Origin of the sequence: Exiguobacterium sp. AT1b, assembly GCF_000023045.1 — a bacterium.
GTDB lineage: Bacteria > Bacillota > Bacilli > Exiguobacteriales > Exiguobacteriaceae > Exiguobacterium.
On record NC_012673.1, the window covers coordinates 696714 to 716830 of the forward strand.

19 protein-coding genes are annotated in these 20117 nt (G+C 48.7%); 5 read left to right on the top strand and 14 right to left on the bottom strand.

Features of this window, described 5'->3' with window-relative positions:
• The first annotated feature begins 141 nt into the window (after positions 1–141).
• A complete protein-coding gene (gene pckA / locus EAT1B_RS03710) occupies positions 142–1713 on the top strand; it encodes a phosphoenolpyruvate carboxykinase (ATP) (protein ID WP_012726793.1) in 1572 nt (523 codons plus the stop codon).
• A 15-nt stretch (positions 1714–1728) separates the two neighbouring features.
• On the opposite strand, the gene EAT1B_RS03715 is transcribed toward pckA, so the two are convergent.
• The 12 genes from EAT1B_RS03715 to EAT1B_RS03770 form a co-directional block, all read right to left on the bottom strand.
• Positions 1729–2493, bottom strand: a complete 765-nt coding sequence (locus tag EAT1B_RS03715) for a S9 family peptidase (RefSeq protein ID WP_012726794.1) — start codon at positions 2491–2493, stop codon at positions 1729–1731.
• Positions 2474–2947 (bottom strand): RNA deprotection pyrophosphohydrolase, encoded by a 474-nt coding sequence (gene ytkD / locus EAT1B_RS03720; protein ID WP_012726795.1) that lies wholly within the window; start codon positions 2945–2947, stop codon positions 2474–2476. Before ytkD ends, EAT1B_RS03715 begins: the two co-directional genes overlap by 20 nt.
• Before the next feature lie 99 nt (positions 2948–3046).
• On the bottom strand, positions 3047–4399 hold the full coding sequence (locus EAT1B_RS03725; protein WP_012726796.1) for a glucose-6-phosphate isomerase: 1353 nt from the start codon (positions 4397–4399) through the stop codon (positions 3047–3049).
• 106 nt (positions 4400–4505) lie between these two features.
• Positions 4506–5669: an iron-containing alcohol dehydrogenase gene (locus tag EAT1B_RS03730; RefSeq protein ID WP_012726797.1), complete on the bottom strand. Its 1164-nt coding sequence runs from the start codon at positions 5667–5669 to the stop codon at positions 4506–4508.
• 74 nt (positions 5670–5743) lie between these two features.
• Positions 5744–6736 (bottom strand): Gfo/Idh/MocA family protein, encoded by a 993-nt coding sequence (locus tag EAT1B_RS03735; protein WP_012726798.1) that lies wholly within the window; start codon positions 6734–6736, stop codon positions 5744–5746.
• Between the two features lie 100 nt (positions 6737–6836).
• Entirely contained in the window at positions 6837–7229 is a 393-nt protein-coding gene (gene yugI / locus EAT1B_RS03740; RefSeq protein WP_012726799.1) for a S1 domain-containing post-transcriptional regulator GSP13, read from the bottom strand.
• Between the two features lie 197 nt (positions 7230–7426).
• Positions 7427–8671 carry a lysine N(6)-hydroxylase/L-ornithine N(5)-oxygenase family protein gene (locus tag EAT1B_RS03745; protein ID WP_012726800.1) on the bottom strand — a complete coding sequence of 415 codons (1245 nt, stop codon included), beginning with the start codon at positions 8669–8671 and terminating at the stop codon, positions 7427–7429.
• Between the two features lie 58 nt (positions 8672–8729).
• On the bottom strand, positions 8730–9914 hold the full coding sequence (locus EAT1B_RS03750) for an aminotransferase (protein ID WP_012726801.1): 1185 nt from the start codon (positions 9912–9914) through the stop codon (positions 8730–8732).
• Positions 9911–10405 (bottom strand): Lrp/AsnC family transcriptional regulator, encoded by a 495-nt coding sequence (locus EAT1B_RS03755; RefSeq protein ID WP_012726802.1) that lies wholly within the window; start codon positions 10403–10405, stop codon positions 9911–9913. The genes EAT1B_RS03750 and EAT1B_RS03755 overlap by 4 nt, the downstream gene beginning before the upstream one ends.
• Positions 10406–10407: 2 nt before the next feature.
• The gene (locus tag EAT1B_RS03760; protein ID WP_012726803.1) at positions 10408–11208 is read right to left on the bottom strand and encodes a glycosyltransferase family 2 protein; all 801 of its coding nucleotides are present in this window, start codon (positions 11206–11208) and stop codon (positions 10408–10410) included.
• The gene (locus EAT1B_RS03765; protein WP_012726804.1) at positions 11205–11453 is read right to left on the bottom strand and encodes a NifU N-terminal domain-containing protein; all 249 of its coding nucleotides are present in this window, start codon (positions 11451–11453) and stop codon (positions 11205–11207) included. Before EAT1B_RS03765 ends, EAT1B_RS03760 begins: the two co-directional genes overlap by 4 nt.
• A 13-nt stretch (positions 11454–11466) precedes the next feature.
• Complete coding sequence (locus EAT1B_RS03770) at positions 11467–11697, bottom strand: DUF1871 family protein (protein ID WP_012726805.1); 231 nt, start codon at positions 11695–11697, stop codon at positions 11467–11469.
• A 532-nt stretch (positions 11698–12229) separates the two neighbouring features.
• Here EAT1B_RS03770 and EAT1B_RS03775 point away from each other — a divergent pair.
• The 3 genes from EAT1B_RS03775 to EAT1B_RS03785 are packed head-to-tail and all read left to right on the top strand — an operon-like array spanning position 12230 to position 16037.
• Positions 12230–14485: a ribonucleoside-diphosphate reductase subunit alpha gene (locus EAT1B_RS03775; RefSeq protein ID WP_371149666.1), complete on the top strand. Its 2256-nt coding sequence runs from the start codon at positions 12230–12232 to the stop codon at positions 14483–14485.
• Between the two features lie 48 nt (positions 14486–14533).
• Complete coding sequence (locus EAT1B_RS03780) at positions 14534–15040, top strand: flavodoxin domain-containing protein (protein ID WP_012726807.1); 507 nt, start codon at positions 14534–14536, stop codon at positions 15038–15040.
• Positions 14997–16037 (top strand): ribonucleotide-diphosphate reductase subunit beta, encoded by a 1041-nt coding sequence (locus EAT1B_RS03785; protein ID WP_012726808.1) that lies wholly within the window; start codon positions 14997–14999, stop codon positions 16035–16037. The genes EAT1B_RS03780 and EAT1B_RS03785 overlap by 44 nt, the downstream gene beginning before the upstream one ends.
• 42 nt (positions 16038–16079) lie before the next feature.
• On the opposite strand, the gene EAT1B_RS03790 is transcribed toward EAT1B_RS03785, so the two are convergent.
• Together EAT1B_RS03790 and EAT1B_RS03795 are read right to left on the bottom strand one after the other, a co-directional pair.
• Positions 16080–17996 (bottom strand): N-acetylmuramoyl-L-alanine amidase, encoded by a 1917-nt coding sequence (locus EAT1B_RS03790; protein ID WP_012726809.1) that lies wholly within the window; start codon positions 17994–17996, stop codon positions 16080–16082.
• A 126-nt stretch (positions 17997–18122) separates the two neighbouring features.
• Positions 18123–18902, bottom strand: coding sequence for a nucleotide pyrophosphohydrolase (locus EAT1B_RS03795; RefSeq protein WP_012726810.1), 780 nt, complete (start codon positions 18900–18902; stop codon positions 18123–18125).
• 79 nt (positions 18903–18981) lie between these two features.
• Here EAT1B_RS03795 and ytvI point away from each other — a divergent pair, with 79 nt between their 5' ends.
• Entirely contained in the window at positions 18982–20115 is a 1134-nt protein-coding gene (ytvI, locus tag EAT1B_RS03800; protein WP_012726811.1) for a sporulation integral membrane protein YtvI, read from the top strand.
• Positions 20116–20117: the final 2 nt, after the last annotated feature.

The window sequence follows — 20117 nt, forward strand, 5'->3', positions numbered from 1 at the left end:
GAAAGCGCTTACTTAGAGAGAAGAAACGCTTGTGTTTAATTAGTGTGTCACATATAATTAAAAATGTCATACTGATTAATCGTAATCGCGGAAGTATGCGGATTTCATCCACATCTATTTAGGGGAAAGGTGGGATTCAGGATGGCGACAACGCTCCTGAAAATCGAAGAATTAATTAATGGTGCCGACATGTTACGGAACTTGACGGTTCCAGAGCTGGTGGAAGAAGCCATTCAAAATGGTGAAGGTGTACTGACAAAAGACGGGGCATTATCTGTCAGCACCGGTGCTTTTACTGGACGGTCACCGAAAGACAAATTCGTCGTACAAGATGAAGTCAGCAACAACCTCGTCGATTGGGGTAAAGTGAACCAACCGATCGCAGAAGAGAAGTTTTCAGCACTTCTTGACAAAGTACTCGACCATTTAGAAAAGAAGGATAAGCTGTATTATCTAGAAGCATCCGCTGGTGCAGATGAACACTATACGTTGCCGGTCCGTGCCATTACGGAGTATGCGTGGCACAGTCTGTTCGCCAAACAATTGTTCTTACGCGAATGGCCGACGAAAGGTGCGTTCGACCCGTTCACGGTCATTTATGCACCGAGCTATAAAGCAGACCCTGCGGTCGATGGTACGAACTCTGAGACGTTCATTCTCGTCTCATTCGCCAAGCGCACGATTCTGATCGGGGGAACAGAATACGGTGGCGAAATTAAAAAATCGATCTTCTCCGTCATGAACTTCTTGCTACCTGAGCAGAACGTGTTATCGATGCACTGTTCGGCAAACGTCAACGATGCGAACGAAACGGCACTCTTCTTCGGATTGTCGGGGACTGGGAAGACAACGCTCTCGGCTGACCCTGAGCGTCACTTGATTGGAGACGACGAACACGGATGGTCACCGGACGGGGTCTTCAACATCGAAGGCGGTTGTTACGCGAAGACGATCAACCTGTCTCGTGAGAACGAACCTCAAATCTATGATGCGATTCGCTTCGGTTCATTGATTGAAAACGTCGTGTTGAATGAAGATCGTACACCAGACTATAAAAATATTTCCTTGACGGAAAACACACGTGCGGCATATCCAATCGAGTTCATCGACAATGCGATGCTCCCATCACGCGCCGGTCATCCGAATACGATCGTCTTCTTGACGGCAGATGCCTATGGCGTCTTGCCTCCGATCAGCAAACTGACGAAAGAACAGGCGATGTACCACTTCTTGTCGGGTTATACGTCTAAGCTTGCTGGTACGGAGCGCGGTGTTACAGAACCACAGGCGACCTTCTCGACTTGCTTCGGTTCACCGTTCCTTCCGCTCGCTCCAGAGCGTTACGCGGATATGCTCGGTAAATTGATTGAGGAACACGACGTGGATGTCTACCTCGTCAACACAGGTTGGACTGGCGGTGCATACGGTGAAGGTTCACGTATGAAACTCGCGTACACGCGTGCGATGGTCAACGCCGCAGTCAACGGTCAACTTCGTGACGTCGAGACGATGAAACATGACATTTTTAACGTCGAGATTCCAGTAGCCATCGAAGGCGTACCGAGTGACGTGCTCAATCCACGTGACACGTGGAACGACCCAGCTCGCTACGACGTCGAGGCGAAAGCACTCGCAATGAAGTTTAAAGAGAACTTCACACGGTTCACGAAAGCGAGTGAATCGGTCATCGCAGCCGGTCCACTGGTCATCTAATACGAAAGCACCGACTCATCGAGTCGGTGCTTTCGCTTGTTGTAGCATCCATTCCATCGCTTGTTCGGTCGTCTCCCATTTATCCCAAAACGGGAGTTGGTGTCCGAACGGAAGCACCCAAAACTCGGCCTGCTCCCCTAATTTTTCGGCGACTGCCGTCGCATGGCGCAATCGGACATGCTCGTCATCCGTACCGTGGATGATCAGCGTTGGAGCATCCCATTCCTTATAAAGCGGAGAACGTTCTGTATATGCCGTTTCTGCCGATTCAGGGTCCCCGCCTGTCATGCGACGTAACATCTTCCGCATCGAGCGTTGCTCTTCATACGTCCACTCTAGATTGGTCACACCGGCCCATGAAGTGACAGTGGTGACCGGTCGTTCAGATGCGAGAGAGAGTGCCATCATCCCACCGCGCGAAAAACCGAGCGCATGAATCGGTCGTCCGCTCGTTTGGACACGATCATAGAGCGAGAGCACGTCCTCCAAATCCTCTCCACCGAAGTCCTCTTTTCCCGTGCCCCCGTGATTACCTCGATAAACCGGGGCCACCACGTGAAAACCGCGGGCCGCAAACTGCATGAGGCGCGGTAACCGAACGTCCCCGATTCGTGCCGTTCCCCCTCGTAAGTACATCAACACCTGTCCATTCGACCGTTTCGGTTCAATCGAATAGGCGACGACCTCTTCCCCATCATTCGTCGTGTACCACCCACGCGTCACCCGATAACCGGCGTATGGTGGCAACACGTCGATTCGATCAAACCAGTTGTTGCTCATGGAGCACCCTCATCGTTTCTGGTAAGACACGGTCCTTCATCATAAAGCTGTAACGTGGATTCCGTAGTAGATTGTCCGGCAAGACATCGATCAAGACGGCCCCATCCGTCTCGTCAACCGCGGGATGATCTTCGAAACGTTCAATCTCCGCAAAATAGATATTTTTGATGACGGTGTCACCGCGACCGAGCACACGATATTGTCCCATGTATCGTAACGTCTTGACGACGCCTCCGGTCTCTTCATATACTTCCCGGATGGCTGCGGCATCCTCATGTTCGCCCGGTTCGACTTTCCCACCTGGAAACTCGAGCCCTCGTTGTTTATGCTTCGTCAATACCCATTTGTCCTTGTAACGGGCGACGACCCAGACGTGGAGCGGCGTGTCTGAGAACGGATAATGGGTGAAGCTTAACTCGACTTGATTATGATAGTAATCCTTGAATGTCTTCATAGTCCATCCCTTTCTTTCCCCTGTCTACTCTCACTTTACCTTGTCTGCACCCAGTTTCAAACAAAAAAATCGGTCCGTCGCGCGGACCGATTCGTTTTCTTATTGATTCAAGCGTTTTTCGAGTTCTGCTTTTTGTTCTTCATACCCTGGTTTACCGAGTAGTGCGAACATGTTCGCTTTGTATGCTTCGACGCCTGGCTGGTTGAACGGGTTCACCCCGAGGATGTATCCGCTCATCGCACATGCTTTCTCGAAGAAGTAGAACAAGTAACCGAGGTGGTACGGTGTCATCTCTGGCAATTCGACGACAAGGTTCGGTACGTCGCCATCTGTATGCGCGAGGAGCGTCCCTTCTGTCGCCTTGTCGTTCACGAACTGAATCGTTTCGCCTGCGAGGAAGTTCAAGCCATCCAAGTCTTGTGCGTCTTCTGGGACATTCATCGTGTGACGGACTTCTTTCACACGGATGACTGTCTCGAACAAGTCGCGACGACCTTCTTGAATGTATTGACCCATCGAGTGAAGATCCGTCGAGAAGTCGACAGCCGCAGGGAAGATCCCTTTGTTGTCTTTTCCTTCAGATTCTCCGTAAAGCTGTTTCCACCACTCAGACACGTAGTGAAGGGCTGGCTCGTAGTTGACGAGCATCTCAATCGATTTGCCTTTCGCGTAAAGGGCGTTACGTACGACCGCATACTGATACGCTTCGTTCTCAGCCAACTCAGGCGAGCTGTAAGCGTTTTGTGCGTCACGCGCCCCTTCCATCAAGGCATCGATATCGATTCCTGCAGCGGCAATCGGAAGAAGTCCGACCGGTGTGAGGACAGAGAAGCGTCCACCGACGTCATCTGGAATAACGAACGTCTCGTATCCTTCTGCATCCGCGAGCGTCTTGAGGGCGCCACGGGCACGGTCTGTCGTCGCATAGATCCGCTCACGCGCTCCATCTTGGCCGTACTTGTCTTCCATGAATTGCTTGAGGACACGGAATGCGATGGCAGGTTCTGTCGTCGTTCCAGATTTCGAGATGACGTTGATTGAGACCTCTTTCCCTTCAAGCACTTGAAGCAATTCTCTCATATACGTTGAAGAGATGTTGTGGCCCGCATAGAATACTTGCGGCGCCTTGCGCTCTTCTTTTGACAATACGTTGAAGAACGAATGTTGAAGCATTTCGATCGCTGCACGGGCACCGAGGTAAGATCCTCCGATTCCGACGACGACGAGAACGTCTGAATTCTCGCGAATTCGTTCCGCCGCAGCTTTGATTCGTGCGAACTCATCTTGATCGTATTCGGTCGGAAGGTCGACCCACCCAAGAAAATCACTTCCGGCACCGCTCCGCTCGTGAATCACCGAGTGAAGGGTTTTTACCGTTTCTTGCATTTGGTCGATTTCATGCTTCCCTACGAATGAGAGCGCGTTTGAATAATCGAAACGTACAGTTGACATGTCATTTCCTCCTTTAAATCGCTCGTAAAAGAGCCATACATGACCCATCATAAACGGAAACGTTAGATTCGTTCAATCATTATTGCAAAATAGGCAAGAAATCGCCTTATTTACTGAGTTCGAGGATATGTGCGACATCTTCCCGTTCGAGCGTACGGAAACGACCGAATGCGCCACGTTTCATCGCAGAATCGAGAATCGCATCGAATGTCGACTCATCGATCTCATAGTCACGAAGCGAGTTCGGTGCACCGAGTTGGTCGAAGAATGCACGTACAGCTTGGATCGTACGTTTCCCTGTTTCCAAATCGTTCTCGCCAGGCTCGACATCAAATACTTCTGTACCGAGTCGTGCGAAGCGAGCCGCGTTGTCTTCATCTAATACATGCTCCATCCAACGTGGGAAGAGAATCGCGAGACCTCCGGCATGCGGGATATCATGGACAGCGGATACTGCGTGTTCGATGTTGTGCGATGCCCAGTCACCCGATGCACCCATTTGCAGGACACCGTTCAATGCCATCGTACCTGAGAACAAGATGATGGCACGAAGGTCTACGTTCTCTAAATCGTTCACGAGTTTTGGTGCCGATTCAACGACTGCTTTCAAGACACCTTCTGTCATGCGTTCTTGTACCGGTGCATGGTTCGGGTGGAAGTATTGTTCGAAACAGTGGCTCATCATGTCGACGATGCCATAGATTGTCTGGTCTTTTGGAACTGAGACCGTGTAACGTGGGTCGAGGATCGAGAATGTCGGGAACACGAGCGGGTGGCCCCATCCAAACTTCTCTTGAGTCTCCCAGTTCGTAATGACCGATCCCGAGTTCATCTCCGACCCTGTCGCAGCGAGTGTAAGGACAGTCCCGAACGGTACCGCCTCTGTCGGGATATGTTCACGAAGCACGATGTCCCACGCGTCCCCGTCATATGGAATCGCTGCTGAAATCAATTTTGTACAGTCGATGACGGAACCGCCACCGACAGCAAGCAAGGCGTCAACGTCCTCTTCACGCGCAAATTTCACCGCACGACGTACCGTCTCGATGCGTGGGTTCGGTTCAACACCTGAGAAGTCTACGTATGAGATGCCTGCTTTTTCAAGTTCGGCCACGACTTCATCGTACGTCCCGTTCTTTTTGATGCTTCCGCCACCATAGACGAGCATCACTTTCTTCGCGTCGAGCGCTTCGAGTTCTCCTGCTAATTTTTCGATCTGATGTGTCCCAAAAATTAGTTTTGTCGGGTTTTTGTATTCAAAGTTGTGCATAAGTCATCCTCCTCATAGAAATATGTAACACCTACACTATATACCCTGTTTTTACGGAATGAAAAGTATCGTGCTTATGCGTAGATGCGATCGATGATCCGATGCAAGATGACCGCTTCCTCCGCTTGACGATAGTTCGGGTCTTCTCGACAAGCCTCAAGGAAGCGTTGGATTTGCCGCTCATACGGGTCGTGTTCAGTCAAATAAGTTGGTCGCTCGTCAAACAATGCCCCATATTTCTCCGTGTGGAGCGTGAGCGGGAACAGACTGGCTCCGGCGTTCGTGCCGCGACATTCCACACGCATCGTATCTTTCTCTTCGATATTGGCCATATAGCTGACGTCGAGTAATAAGGATGCCCCATTTTCAAACGTGATCATCGCCCTCGCCGTATCCTCGACCGAAAGCGAACTCGCGTCCCATTCCCCTAACAAACCGACACCAGGACGATTCCCTAAGTATTGACCGACGTGCCCAACGACCTCTCTCGGTTTCGGGTATCCCATCAAATGAAGCGCTAGGTCTAACATATGCACACCGATGTCGAGCAGGGCGCCCCCGCCTTGCAGTTCTTTATTCGTGAAGACTCCCCATCCCGGAATTCCACGTCGCCGAAGGGCGAACGCCGTCGCTGCATAGATATCTCCAAGTTCTCCCGCGTCAATCATTCGCTTCAACAGAACCGTATCTGCACGATGTCGGTAATGGAATCCGTATTGCAATGTTTTTCCGGCTCGTTTTGCCGCTTTTAACATCTCAATTGCCTCATTCTCCGAGATACCGGGTGGTTTCTCACAGAGAACGTGACATCCTGCTTCAAGCGCAAGCAGCACTTGCTCTTTATGTAAGGCGTTTGGTGTACAGATACTGACCGCATCGAGCTGTTCGTACGTGAGCATCTCCTCGACCGTCTCATAAACGTTCGGGATGCCGAACTGCCGGGCGACACGTTCCCCGTTTGCCCGTGTCCGGTTCATGACCGCTACCACATCCATCCCTGCTTTGACATAATTCGGGATATGGGCACTCGTCGCAATCCCCCCCGTTCCGATGATGCCAATCTTCATATGATCTCCTCCTATTCGGTTTACAGTTTCGTCATACGTCCCACCGATTCCTGTAAAACAAAAAAAGGTGACCCGTTTGGAACGGGCCACCTTGAAACACTTACTTCTTGAAGTTTGTGTTTTTGATCCAGTCTTCAAGTTTGTCTTTGAGGACTGTGAATCCTGGAGCTTCTTCTTGCTTGAAGTTTGAAGCTGCTTCGTTGCGGCGTGGCGCACGACGAGCTGGCTTCGCAGACTTCTCGCGTTTTGGAGCTTCTTGCGTCGCTTTCATTGAAAGCTTGATTTTTTTAGAAGCTTCGTCCACTTCAAGGATTTTCACTTCAACTTCTTGACCAACTTGAACGTAATCGTTTACGTCTTTTACGTAGTCGTGTGAGATTTCTGAAATGTGTACAAGACCTTGAGTCTCGTCATCGAGTGCTACGAAAGCACCGAAAGGTTGGATTCCTGTTACTTTACCTGTTAATACTTGATCTTTTTCGTATTTTGCCATTACAAACAACTCCTATGCTAAATTCATCAACTTACTATAACATACTTTTTTCGATAAAGTGTAGAATTTAGTAAAAAAGATTATTTTTGACGTGTTGGTATGTTTTAAAGTCGAAGTGCGGGGTAAATACAAATCAAGCAAGACTTCAAGTATTCCCCCCTGATTCCGCTAGGCGACTCGCCTAGCCCTTTTTTTGTTTAAAATGTCGTAAACGGCTTCTGATGGCGAATCGGATAGACCGTTTCCCCAGCCATGTCGTTCAATATGACCGCATTTCGATAGACAGCCATCCCGAGATTCGTCGCAGCCGGACCATGCGAATGCTCTAAATTCGTATGCGTGAACAACTTCCCGCCTAACGACTCGCTCATGATCACTTCATACGTGTCACGTACTGCCCATTCTCCCTCTGCTTCCCATACGACCGGGAGCTGATTGACCCAAGATGGGACCACTGGGCGATACCCCGTCGCCACGACGACGAGATCGTACTCTCTTTCAATCACTTCTCCCGTATAGCGTTGCGTTCCTTTCAAACGATGTGTCAACCAATCATAAGTGATTGATTCCACTTCGACCTGTGTCATCATGTCAGCTTTCGTCGCTTGTCCTTCTGCAGTCCGATGATACAAAGTCTCATAGATCGAGGTCATCGTCTCAGGATTGACACCGTGACGGAAACGCTCGAATGACCCAAGTAACTCTTGTCGAGCGTCATACGGTAGCTTATGAAAATAATCGACATAATCCACACTAAAAATTTCATCCCCGAGCTTGCCTGCTTCAAGTGACTCAAAGTGTTCGGAGCGTGTAAGCCAGTCGACGCGTTGTTCATCCGTCGCCTCACGCAACAAGTCAAGGAAGACTTCCGCAGCACTCTGTCCACTCCCGACGACCGCGACACGATATCGGTCTTTGAGGACGTCCCGGTACGTCAAATAATCGCTCGTATGAATAACTTGTTCAAACCCATCCGGCACGAACGGCGCCGCCCCTGTCCCTAGGACGAGATGTCTTGCATAAACTTGTGTCGATTGCCCATCCGATTCGACGGTCACGAGAAAGCCCTCTTCTTCCGCTTGGACGTCAGATACATAATGACCGAAACGAATCGTCGACAGTTGGTTAACAACCCACTGCAAATAACGATTGTATTCCGTTCGAGGAATCTTATCTTGTTCTTGCGTGATAAATGTTTGGAGTCGACCCGTACCACTCAAATAGTTCAGAAAACTCGATGGATGGGTCGGGTCCGCCAATGTGACGAGATCTTGTAAATAATGCGTCTGCATTGTCATCCCTTCAATCAACATGCCTTCATGCCACATCATCTCCGCACGTTGCTCAAAGCAAACCCCATGCAGTTCAGTCTTCTCTGCAAGGGCCATGAGACCAAGATTATACGGACCACACCCGATTGCAACAAAGTCAAATTGTTTCATCCTCTTCACCTCGCCCATCTTTTCCCTTTCGTTATATCGCTAAAACGCCAAAGAACTCTCACGAATGAGAGTCCTTGAGTACGGTGACTTCGAATTGTTTCATGAAACGTTGAATCCGAAGAATCGCTTCTTGTAGTTGTTCGAGCGAAGTCGCATAACTCGCCCGGACGAACCCTTCCCCGCTCTCACCGAAGGCGTTTCCAGGAACAACGGCGACACGTTCTTCGACGAGAAGACGTTCTGCAAATTCTTCACTCGTCAATCCAGTATGTCGAATCGAAGGGAAGGCATAGAATGCTCCGCCTGGCACGTGCGTCGGAAGCCCTGCTTCGTTCAGCGCTTGAATGAAATAGTTTCGACGTTGACGATAACTTTTGACCATGCTCGGCACGTGCTGATCACGGGTCCGAAGTGCCTCGAGTCCACCGAATTGAACGAGCGTCGGTGCACACATCATGCCGTATTGATGGACCTTTAACATCTCTCGCGTGACGATTTCCGGTGCGCATGTGAAGCCAAGGCGCCATCCAGTCATCGCGAACGCCTTCGAGAAACCGTTGACGACAATCGTCCGGTCTCGCATGTCGTGAAGCGTCGCAAAGCTGACAAATGGTTCGTCGTAACAGAGTTCCGCATAAATCTCATCGCTGACGACCCAAAGGTCATACTTTGTCGCGAGCTCTGCGATTTGTGCGAGTTCGTCGCCATTCATCGTGGCGCCCGTCGGATTGGACGGGAAGCAGAGTAAAATCGCTTTCGTCCGTTCTGTGATGGCTTGCTCGACGTCTTCCCGATCGAGTCGAAACCCTTTTTCCGGACGACATGCGACAGGGACGACGGTCCCACCTGCCAACTCGATGAGTGGACCATATGAAACGAATGCCGGTTCGACCACGATGACCTCGTCCCCTGGATTGAGAAGGGCACGGAATGCGATGTCGAGCGCCTGCGATGCCCCAGTCGTGACAATCAATTCAGACGTCGGATCGTACTCGACTAAAAAGCGTTCTTTCATATAAGTAGCGATCTCTTCGCGCAACTCGATGAGACCGGCGTTGGCGCTATACGCCGTATAGCCTTCTTCGAGTGCGGCATAGCTCGCTTCTCGCACGTTCCATGGTGTGATGAAATCCGGTTCTCCCACCCCGAGAGAGACCACGTTATCCATCGTCTGTGCTAAGTCAAAGAAACGGCGAATGCCCGATGGCTTCATCGAGACGACTTGATTCGATAAAGACTTCATGGCGTGATGTTCAACCGCTTATCTTCAGTTTGTGGGGTGAACAAGATCCCGTCATGTTTGTACGTCTTCAATTTGAAGTGGGTTGTCGTCGACAAGACCGAATCAAGCGGCGATAGCTTGTCTGAGACAAATGAGGCGACGTCTTGAAGCGAGTTCGCCCGAATGACGACTTGAAGGTCATACGCCCCCGACATCAAATAAAGCGCCGTCACTTCTGGGAAACGATAAATACGCTCGGCCACGTCGTCAAATCCGCGTCCTCGTTTCGGAGTGACTTTAACGTCAATGAAGGCAGTGACATCGTGACGATTGATTTTTTGCCAATTGACCATGGCACGAAATCCGAGGAGAATCCCGTCTTGCTTGAATTTCTCAAGCATCGACTCAATCGTCTCCTCATCGAGTGCCAACAAATCAGCCAACATCTTCGTCTCGAGATACCCTTTTTCTTCTAACAGCTCTAACAACTCAAGTTCTTTTGATGAATACATACTTATTCTCCTTCCGTTCGACCAGGTAGCACGCCTGTGAACGTTCTCTCTGTCTGTCTCACGAATGCACGTCGTTCCTCCTGAACGATATGGAAATTCTTCATCTCCATGTCTGTCAGACCGTGTTTTTGACAGAAATGATCAAAATAACGACGTCTCGTTTCATCCTGTTTTGCCGACAGGTTATCGGTCCCGTTGAAGGCGTAAAGTACCGTCGCACGCGCCGGGTGTGACACCGTGAATGCATCCATCACCCTCAACAAGAAATCCCAATCCCAGTAGTTATAGACGTCTTCGTCGAATAGACCGATCGTGTCATGAATCGATTTGCGATACATCGTGCCCGAAGGGATGAACGTCGAGTCCTGACGCATCCGCTCTCGATCAAACGCGTAAGCGAACGGTTCCCAGTCCGTCACGACACGACGGCCCGCTCTCCATTCGAATCGGAACAGCTCAGCATCCGAATAGACGAGGTCTGCTTGTTGAAGGTCGCGTAGCCCCTCCTCCAAATGTGTCGGCATGAGCAAATCGTCATCGTCAAGTAACAAGATGACATCGCCTCTCGCCTCGAGAACACCACGATTACGGGCCCGGACGTGATGGTTCTCACCCACTTCAATGACACGTGCATCCAATTGATTCAAAAAAGGCGCCAAAAGATGTTGTTTTGGCGGCCCTTCATTATTCATGACCAAGACCTCAAACTGCTGAAACGTTTGGACCGTTAGACTTTCAAGCAGTTCCGTCAGTTCCGTCTCGCGCTTATACGCCGGAATGACAATCGAGACAATCGGGTTCATCCGCGATATGCCGTCTCAACGTGTGGAAGAATCGCTTCCCAGCTCACGCCATTCTCTTTTGATACGGTCACAAAGTCACCATAAGCAAACACGCTCTCGACGCCCTCGATTTCAACTAGTTTTGCGAGGAGCGGCTGATCTGTCGCTTCGCCCGCCTTTACACTTTGACTCTTGGCGCCAAACACATTCTCTGGAAGTGTCACTTTCATCGCATTCGGATTCGGTGTTGGATCAATTCGTAACATTATGGGTTCCTCCTTATAGTTGGCAAGATGACGAGGCGAGGAGTCGCTGCGCCATCTCGAAAATCTCTGCTTCTGGTGGACACGCATCGAACGCTTCAAGAAGCGTACGGTGAATCACTTCGGTCAATTGTTCGGGAGAATCGACATAAGTCAATGCCATCATGATCTCATCAAACTCCGGTCCGTATGAACCTGCCCCATAACCGAGTGGGTCCCATGTTAATAATAAGTCTTCTGTACGCACTTGTTAAACCCTTCTTTTCGCTTAAATTCCATGTCCTACTTCATCAATCTACCTTACTTTTTAATCGGATACCAGCCTTGACAAATGGATTCATATTTCTTGATTCATCGGAACACTATATCTAGTATGAAATGAATATGCAGGTATTTTGATAAGTAACGTCAAATACAATCCATTCCACCTTAAACAAACGGATGAAATGTTTCATCAAGAGTGATGAAATCGAATTCATCAATTTGTGAAAAAACAAGCAAAGACAATACATAAATTTTTTTCATCTCAGTTCTCTGTCTCAAATTGGGTCATGAAGCCCTTTTGGAGCAAAAGCAAAAAGGCGACGGGCACATTCCAGAATGTCAAGGATTGAAAAACTAAATATAGGTGTTTTATGATTAAAAAGATAAAAAAGTGTCAATATATAGTTAACGGGTATTTTGTTCGTTACGTATATATTGTGACAGGTTAGGAAGTTCTTATTATTCTTTCATAACGTCTACACCATCTAAAGGAGTGATCTATTTTGACATCCCCTATCCATCACGAGACGATGCTACCAGCGGCTCCAACGCTTGCTGACGTCTCTTCTCTTATTCAATCTATCCAGACACGGTATCCTCACTTAAGCGTAGAGCGCTATGAAGAACGGGCGATTCGGGCGCTCGAGACAAAAACGCTAACACAAGATGTAGTATATGACTTATTGACGATGCACGCCCTCGATATGTTGAAAGCCGAAGAACCGGACTGGACGTTCGTGGCAACGGAAATGTACTTGAACCGCCTCTATCTCGAAGCGGCACGCAACCGCGGTTACGAAGCATCCATGCGTTATGGTAACTTCTATCAACTGGTTGAGACGTTAACATCAAAACGCATCTTCACGTCAGCGCTTCTCGATACGTATTCAAAAGAAGACATGGACCATCTCGAAACATTGATCGATCCATCTCGTGACCGTCTCTTCACATATATCGGACTCCGCACGTTGTCGGACCGCTATCTTGGGCGCGATCATGTGAAGAACCTTTATGAGCTTCCACAGGAGCGCTTCATGGTCATCGCAATGACGCTCATGCAAAAAGAAGACGAGACGACTCGCCTGAAGCTCGTCGAAGAAGCTTATTGGGCCTTGTCAAACCTTTATATGACGGTCGCGACACCAACGTTGTCAAACGCCGGCAAATCATATGGACAGCTCAGTTCTTGTTTCATTGATACAGTCGACGACTCTCTCCGTGGCATCTATGATTCGAACACCGATGTGGCGACACTCTCAAAAGGTGGCGGCGGAATCGGTGTCTACCTCGGGAAAATCCGTTCACGCGGTAGTGACATCAAAGGTTTCAAAGGCGTCTCAAGCGGTGCCCTTCCTTGGATGAAGCAGTTGAATAACACAGCCGTCTCGGTCGACCAACTCGGTATGCGTCAAGGCTCTATTGCCGTTTATTTAGACATTTGGCATAAGGACATCTTCGAATTCCTCGACGCGAAATTGAACAACGGGGATGAGCGTCTCCGGACACACGACTTGTTCACAGGCGTCTGCCTCCCGGATCTCTTCATGCGTACGGTCGAGGCACGCGGCGACTGGCACTTGTTCGATCCACACGAGATTCGTACCGTGATGGGATATAGCCTAGAAGACTATTTCGACGAGTCAGAGAACGGTGGAAGCTTCACCGAGAAATATATGGAATGTGTCAATACGCCAGAATTATCCCGTGTGACGGTTCCGGCCATCGACCTTGTAAAACGTTACATGCGCTCACAACTTGAAACCGGTACACCATACATGTTCTTCCGAGATGCAGTGAACCGCGCAAACCCAAACAAACATGCAGGGATGATTTACAGTTCAAACCTCTGTTCCGAAATCGCGCAAAACATGTCGGCAACGACAATCGAAGAAGAATATACACAAGACGGAAAAATCGTCATCACAAAGACACCTGGTGATTTCGTCGTCTGTAACTTGAGTTCGATCGCACTTGCTCGTGCCGTGAAAGCCGATGTGCTCGAACGACTCATCCCGATTCAAATGCGTATGCTCGACAACGTCATCGACTTGAACACCATTGAAGTGCCGCAAGCGATGATCACGAACCAGAAGTATCGTGCCGTCGGTCTCGGAACATTCGGTTGGCACCATTTGCTCGCACTCGAAGGAATCCGCTGGGAATCGGTCGATGCCGTCCAATACGCAGAAAAGCTTTATGAGAAGATTGCTTACCTCACGATTCAAGCTTCAATGGAACTCGCCAAGGAAAAAGGCGCTTTCGGTGTCTTCGAAGGTTCAGAATGGCATACAGGCGAATACTTCAAGCGCCGGAACTATCGTTCACATGATGACCTCGATTGGGACGGTCTCGCTGAAGCGGTGCATCAAAACGGTGTCCGTAACGCCTATATGATGGCTGTCGCACCAAACTCATCAACGGCGATTATCGCTGGTAGCACTGCATCGATCGATCCGGTCTACAAAAAAGTCTACTCAGAAGAGAAGAAAAACTATAAGATTCCAGTCACGGTGCCGGACTTGACACCAGACACGAACTGGTTCTATAAATCAGCATTTGAAATCGATCAATTATGGAGCATCCGTCAAAACGCGGCTCGCCAGCGCCACATCGACCAAGCCATCAGCTTCAACTTATACGTGAAGAACGATGTAAAAGCGACAGAGCTTCTTGCGATGCACCTCGAGGCATGGTCTCTTGGCATGAAGTCGATTTACTACACTCGTTCGACGACTGTCGAAGTCGACGAATGTGAGTCGTGCGCTTCGTAAACCGTCGTCCTAATCATATGTACATTTTATAGAAAGGTGGTCCACCCTATGAACATCGCAATCATCTGTCATTCGATGAGTGGAAACACGGAAGAAGTGGCATCGCTCATCGAATCGACACATCATCGCCGTGGCGATACGGTCGTCCGCTATGATGCCGATCGCGTCGGATATCGCGAAGCAAAGTCTCTCGCTTCGTTCGACCTCGTCTATTTCGGCTCCTACACGTGGGCAGACGGAATCTTACCAGACGAAATGAAAGATACGTTCCGCCTCGTGTTGAAGGAACTCCAAGTGCCGATTCGACAAGCTGCGGTATTCGGAACGGGTGACAAGATGTTCGTACATTTCTGTCGCGCTGTTGACGAGATGGCGTACCACCTTTCAAAATACGGAATCCCACTTGCCGGGGAACTGCTTAAAATCGAGCAGTCCCCACGTAACCAACCGTTCAACGTCCAACATTGGGCAGAGCGGATGGCTCACCATGTAGAAGAAGGAGTTATGCATCATGTCGATTCAGAAAATCAAATTATTGTCGCCCAAACATCCTAACCGGGCAACCGCCATCATTGGCGGGGAAACGAGTTCGATCGTCAATTGGAACGATATCGCGTATCCTCAGTTCTATACCATTTACAAACAGTTGTTATCGAACTTTTGGATTCCTGATGAGATCTCCATGTCTAAGGATATGCAACAATGGCCGCAATTGACTGAACGTGAACAGGATGCATTCAAACGGATCATCGGACTGCTCTCGATTCTCGACTCGGTCCAGACACGATACATCCTCGAGTCTTCCATGTTCTCATCTGACTCATCTGTCCATGCCGTTCTCGCGGTCATCGCACAACAAGAGGTCGTGCACAATCAATCATACAGCTATGTCCTATCAAGTCTCGTGCCGCTCGCTGAACAAAATCGAATCTTCAACATCGCTAAAGACGATGAGATGGTCATGAAGCGCAATCAATTCATCTTGGACTTATATGAAGCGTTCCGCGAGACTCCGAACGCCGAAAACTTTGCGAAATCGCTCGTCGCATCTGTCATTTTAGAAGGAATCAACTTCTATTCAGGCTTCGCCTACTTCTATAACCTTGCCCGTCACCAAAAGATGGTGGGGACATCCACGATGATCAGTTATATCCAGCGCGACGAAATGCAGCATTCTTACTTCATCAGCCAGCTCTTACGTGCCGTATTGACAGAAAATCCTAAGATTGATGAAAACGGACAGTTCAGTCAGTTCGTATACGACACGATGGCGGAAGCGGTCGATCTCGAGATCGAGTGGTGTGAATATGTACTACGCGACCTTGACGGACTCGACGTCAGTGAAATGCGAGACTACGTCAAGTACTTGGCGAACAAACGCCTCCGCGTCATCGGTCTGAATGACTTGTATGAAGGATTTGACGAAGATGTCATGCCTTGGATCCGTGCATACTCAGATGACTCGCTCAATGCGACAAAATCTGATTTCTTCGAACAAAAGTCACGTTCTTATGCGAAAGTGACAGACGCGAACGGATTTGATGATCTATAAAAAAACTCCCCGATGCTCTCAAAGCATCGGGGAGTTTGCTCTTTATTTATTTGCCTTTAAGTATTCCACGATTCCTTCCGCGACACCTTCGGCCATTTTTTGACGTGACCCACCATTACGTAATAATGCCACATCTTTTGCTGACGTGATAAATCCAAGTTCCACGAGCGCTGACGGCATCAAGCTATGATTGATGACGGTAAAAGCAGCTGATTTAACACCACGGCTACTCATTCCCGAGCTCGACATCATCGACATGAGATTGTTTTGAATCGACGTCGCCAATGATCGACTGCGGGAAACTTGATTCGTATTCGCAGAGTAGTACGTTTCAATCCCATCAGCTTTACGCTTCGGATCAGCATTGTTATGCAGACTGACGAAGACCACACCACCCATTGACTTCGCAAGCGGTGCACGATCATAACGTTCAATAAAGATATCTGTTGAGCGTGTTAACTTAACCGTATATCCATATTTTTCACGAAGATATTTCTCAGCGCGCTTCGAGATGTCTAACACGACATCCTTCTCATAAAATGTTCCATTGATTGCACCTGGGTCCTTCCCACCATGACCAGGGTCAAGGACAATGATTGGTGAGTTGGCACTCGGCTTCAATGTCTGCGTAAACGCCGCTGAAATGTATCCATCTTTTCCATTGTATTTAATCTTGTAGAACCCATTTGTCGTTCCATAGTGTGATACCTGCGATGCATGTGCAAGTTGACCAATGACACTTGAACTGAGACTCGCTTTCGAACGAACGTTCAATACATCACCTGGAGTGTTGATGTAAACTGTACCTTTTGGTGCAGCTTCCGGCGCAGCCGGGGCTTTCCCTTTCGTCAACCACGAACTTGCTGTGTAGTAGACTTTCGAGCCGATATGAACAGTCGACCAACTCGAATTGTACGCTTTGTATGAAACAGCCGTGTACTTCGGAAGAACCATGAGGACTTCCGAACTCTGATGAGTTTTTCCAAACAAGTTTACAGTACGGTTTGCATACCCTTGCGTGAGTCCATCATCCGGTTTCGTTGTCGTCGGAGGCTCTGTCGGCGTTTTTGATGTAGAGATCCAAGCTGTCGGTGTGTAATACGTTTCACTTCCGAGATAGACAATCGACCAGCTCGAGTTGTATTTGCTTGAGACGACGGCTGTATTCACAGGGAGTACCTTCTTCACCGCCGAACGTTGATTCCGCTCAGCGAAGAGTTTCAGCTCCCGGTTTGCATACCCGTCTTTTTTCTCTACACCACTATCTAATGTGCCTTCTGTAATGCCCCAAGTCGGCGTGTAGTACGTTTCGTTCCCGATATAGACAATCGACCAGCTCGAATTATATTTACTCGAGACGACAGCCGTATGTTTCGGAAGAACTTTTTGTACTTTCGAACCTTGGTTCCGTTCCGCGAACAATTTCAAATCACGGTTCGTGTATCCATTTGTCCGATCCACATTCGACTCAGTGAGTTTTGGTGCGATGTAAGCTTTTGCGGCATAGTACGTCTTCCCGTTCAAGTAGACTTTTGCCCAAGAAGAATTATGAACGGCATACTTCACTTCCGTCCCCTTCTTCAACGTGGTCACAATCGTCGCCGATCGATGGGACGTGACGCGAACGTTTAAATTCGCAGTCGTCACTCCAGTAGACGTTGCCGCCTGTGTCGTTAACGAACTTGAAGTGGATGAAAGTTTTCGAATGTACTGGGCCGAGGCATAGTATGTACGATTGTTTACATACACTTTGTGCCAGGACTGATTATACGTTCCATACTCTACTTTCGTGCCTCTCGGTAATGTCTTCACTACCGTTCCACTCAGACTAGGTTTTGTACGAATGTTCAAATTGACAGTCGTCTCTCCATCGTAAGTAGCAGCTTCGACAGATGGAAGTTGCATCCCTAACAAGAGGACCGTTAAGATGAGGGCAACTTTCAATAGTTTCATTTTCATCCAAAATATTCCTTTCTCATTGCGGCATTTCCTACTAACAACAATTTCATATTAGCATAATGCTTTTTTAAAAAAAGTAAATATTTGAAAAAAAGATGAATGTTTTTGATAAAAAGGTAAATGTTTTTATTTAGCTGGTCGGATAATCAGAAACGTCTCCGTTCCGTAATCTTCGATGGCGACAGTAAAGCCATCTTTAACGAAAGGATTCTCTATACCAATCAATCCATCTCGTCTCTGCTGAATCACAAATCCATCCAGTCCTTCAATCGCTGCAATGCGATAAAACCGCTCGACATGTTGTTCTCGTTCTATATATCGGTCGAATCGCTCAAATGATTTAACTGGGACCCCGCCCCAATAGCGACCTGGCTGATGCGATAAATAAGTACGCACCGATGTCTCTGTGATCGGGTCCGGCGTGTGGTCAAATCGTCCGAAGTCCCGGGCCGACTTCTCTTCGATGAGGGCAAAGAGTGAATCGAACAGATTGAGTTGGTAAGACGCGCCGAGAGACATGACGGCCCGTTGCAATCGCTCGATATGCTGCTGTAGTGATTGTCCTTTACGATTCGGTTTTAACTTCTTATCGCCTTCATAGGCGTTCAAAATCCGTGCCACTTCGCCTGCCTCTTCCACAATTTGAAAATAGAGCTTCTCTTTCGATTCGCTTCCCTCGGCCACTGGTTGTTGTAATGCAATCGCATACTGGTTTGCTAGACACGTGGAGATCACTAGGACATCAAGCAACTCCTCTTTCAATTCATCCTGAGCCTCTCTCCTTAACGCGCCTCCTACTTCTCCTACTTCTTCTAACAATCGTGCTAACCCCGATAAAGGTTTCCAATAGCCACCTAAATGAAGAATCATCGTATCGATTTTTTGTTGAACTTCTCTCACGCTCATTCACCTATCTTTCTGCTTTATTTACCGCTTACATGATATACTATGCTCAACCTAGTTGTCTGGAAAGGGTGGGTTCCACATGTCATCGGCAAGACTTTGGCAATTGCTTCGATTTGTCCTCGTCGTCATCGGTTTCTTTTTAATCACGTGGCTATTGAACATACTTTTTGAATATACATATCCGTTCGTATTTGCCCTGCTCTTATCCTTGATGACCGTTCCGCTCGTCAACTTTTTCGAGCGAAAAACAAATATGCCTCGTGCACTCGGCACTCTCATTTCCTTAATCATCGTGCTCAGCATCGTCGTCGGAATCATCACCATCGTCATCATCCAATTGATTCATTATGCGACGGTGGCAGCGGAACGACTCCCTGAACAAATTGAAACACTCACCGAGTTTATCCAACGACTGTTCAATGAGAAAATTGCACCGCTCGTCAACGATGCATATGAGAGCTATCAGCAGTTAAATCCCGGACAGACGACATCGCTCGAGGGAGGAATCACCGAACTCGGTGTCCAACTCGCTGCAGCCATCGGCGTCCTGTCCCGTGGTGTGGCCAGTGTGCTACAAAACATGTTAGCGGCGCTCCCCCTCGTCTTGTTGCTCGTAGTCGTCATTGTGCTCGCTTGGTTCTTCATCACAAAGGATTGGCCAGTATACGTCAACTCATTGAATCGTCTGAACAAGCGTAAAGGATTCAAAGAATTCGAGGAAGTGATGATCAACCTCAAGTCTGCCCTATTTGGATACGTCCGTGCCCAGTTCACGCTCATCTCCATCACATTCGGGATCGTCTTGATCGGCATGCTCATCCTCCGTGTTGACAATCCACTCTCGTTCGCTTTACTCGCGGGGTTCTTTGACCTCTTGCCTTATTTAGGGGTCGGTACGTTACTCATTCCCTGGGCCGCCTATGCCGCGGTGACAGGTGATTGGTTCGTGGCCATCGGATTGGTCGTGTTGTATATCATCGTCATCGTCCAACGCAATTTAGCTGAACCGAAGATTGTCGGTTCCCATATCGGGCTGAACCCACTTATCGCACTCATCTCCATCTTCGTTGGACTGAAGCTATTCGGTGTCCTCGGCTTTATCGTCGGACCCGTCCTCGCCGTTCTATTAAAAGCCGTATACAATGCCAAAGTGTTTCATTACATATGGCGATTTATCGTCGGTCCGCCTACGACGACAGCAAAAGAGCGATGAAA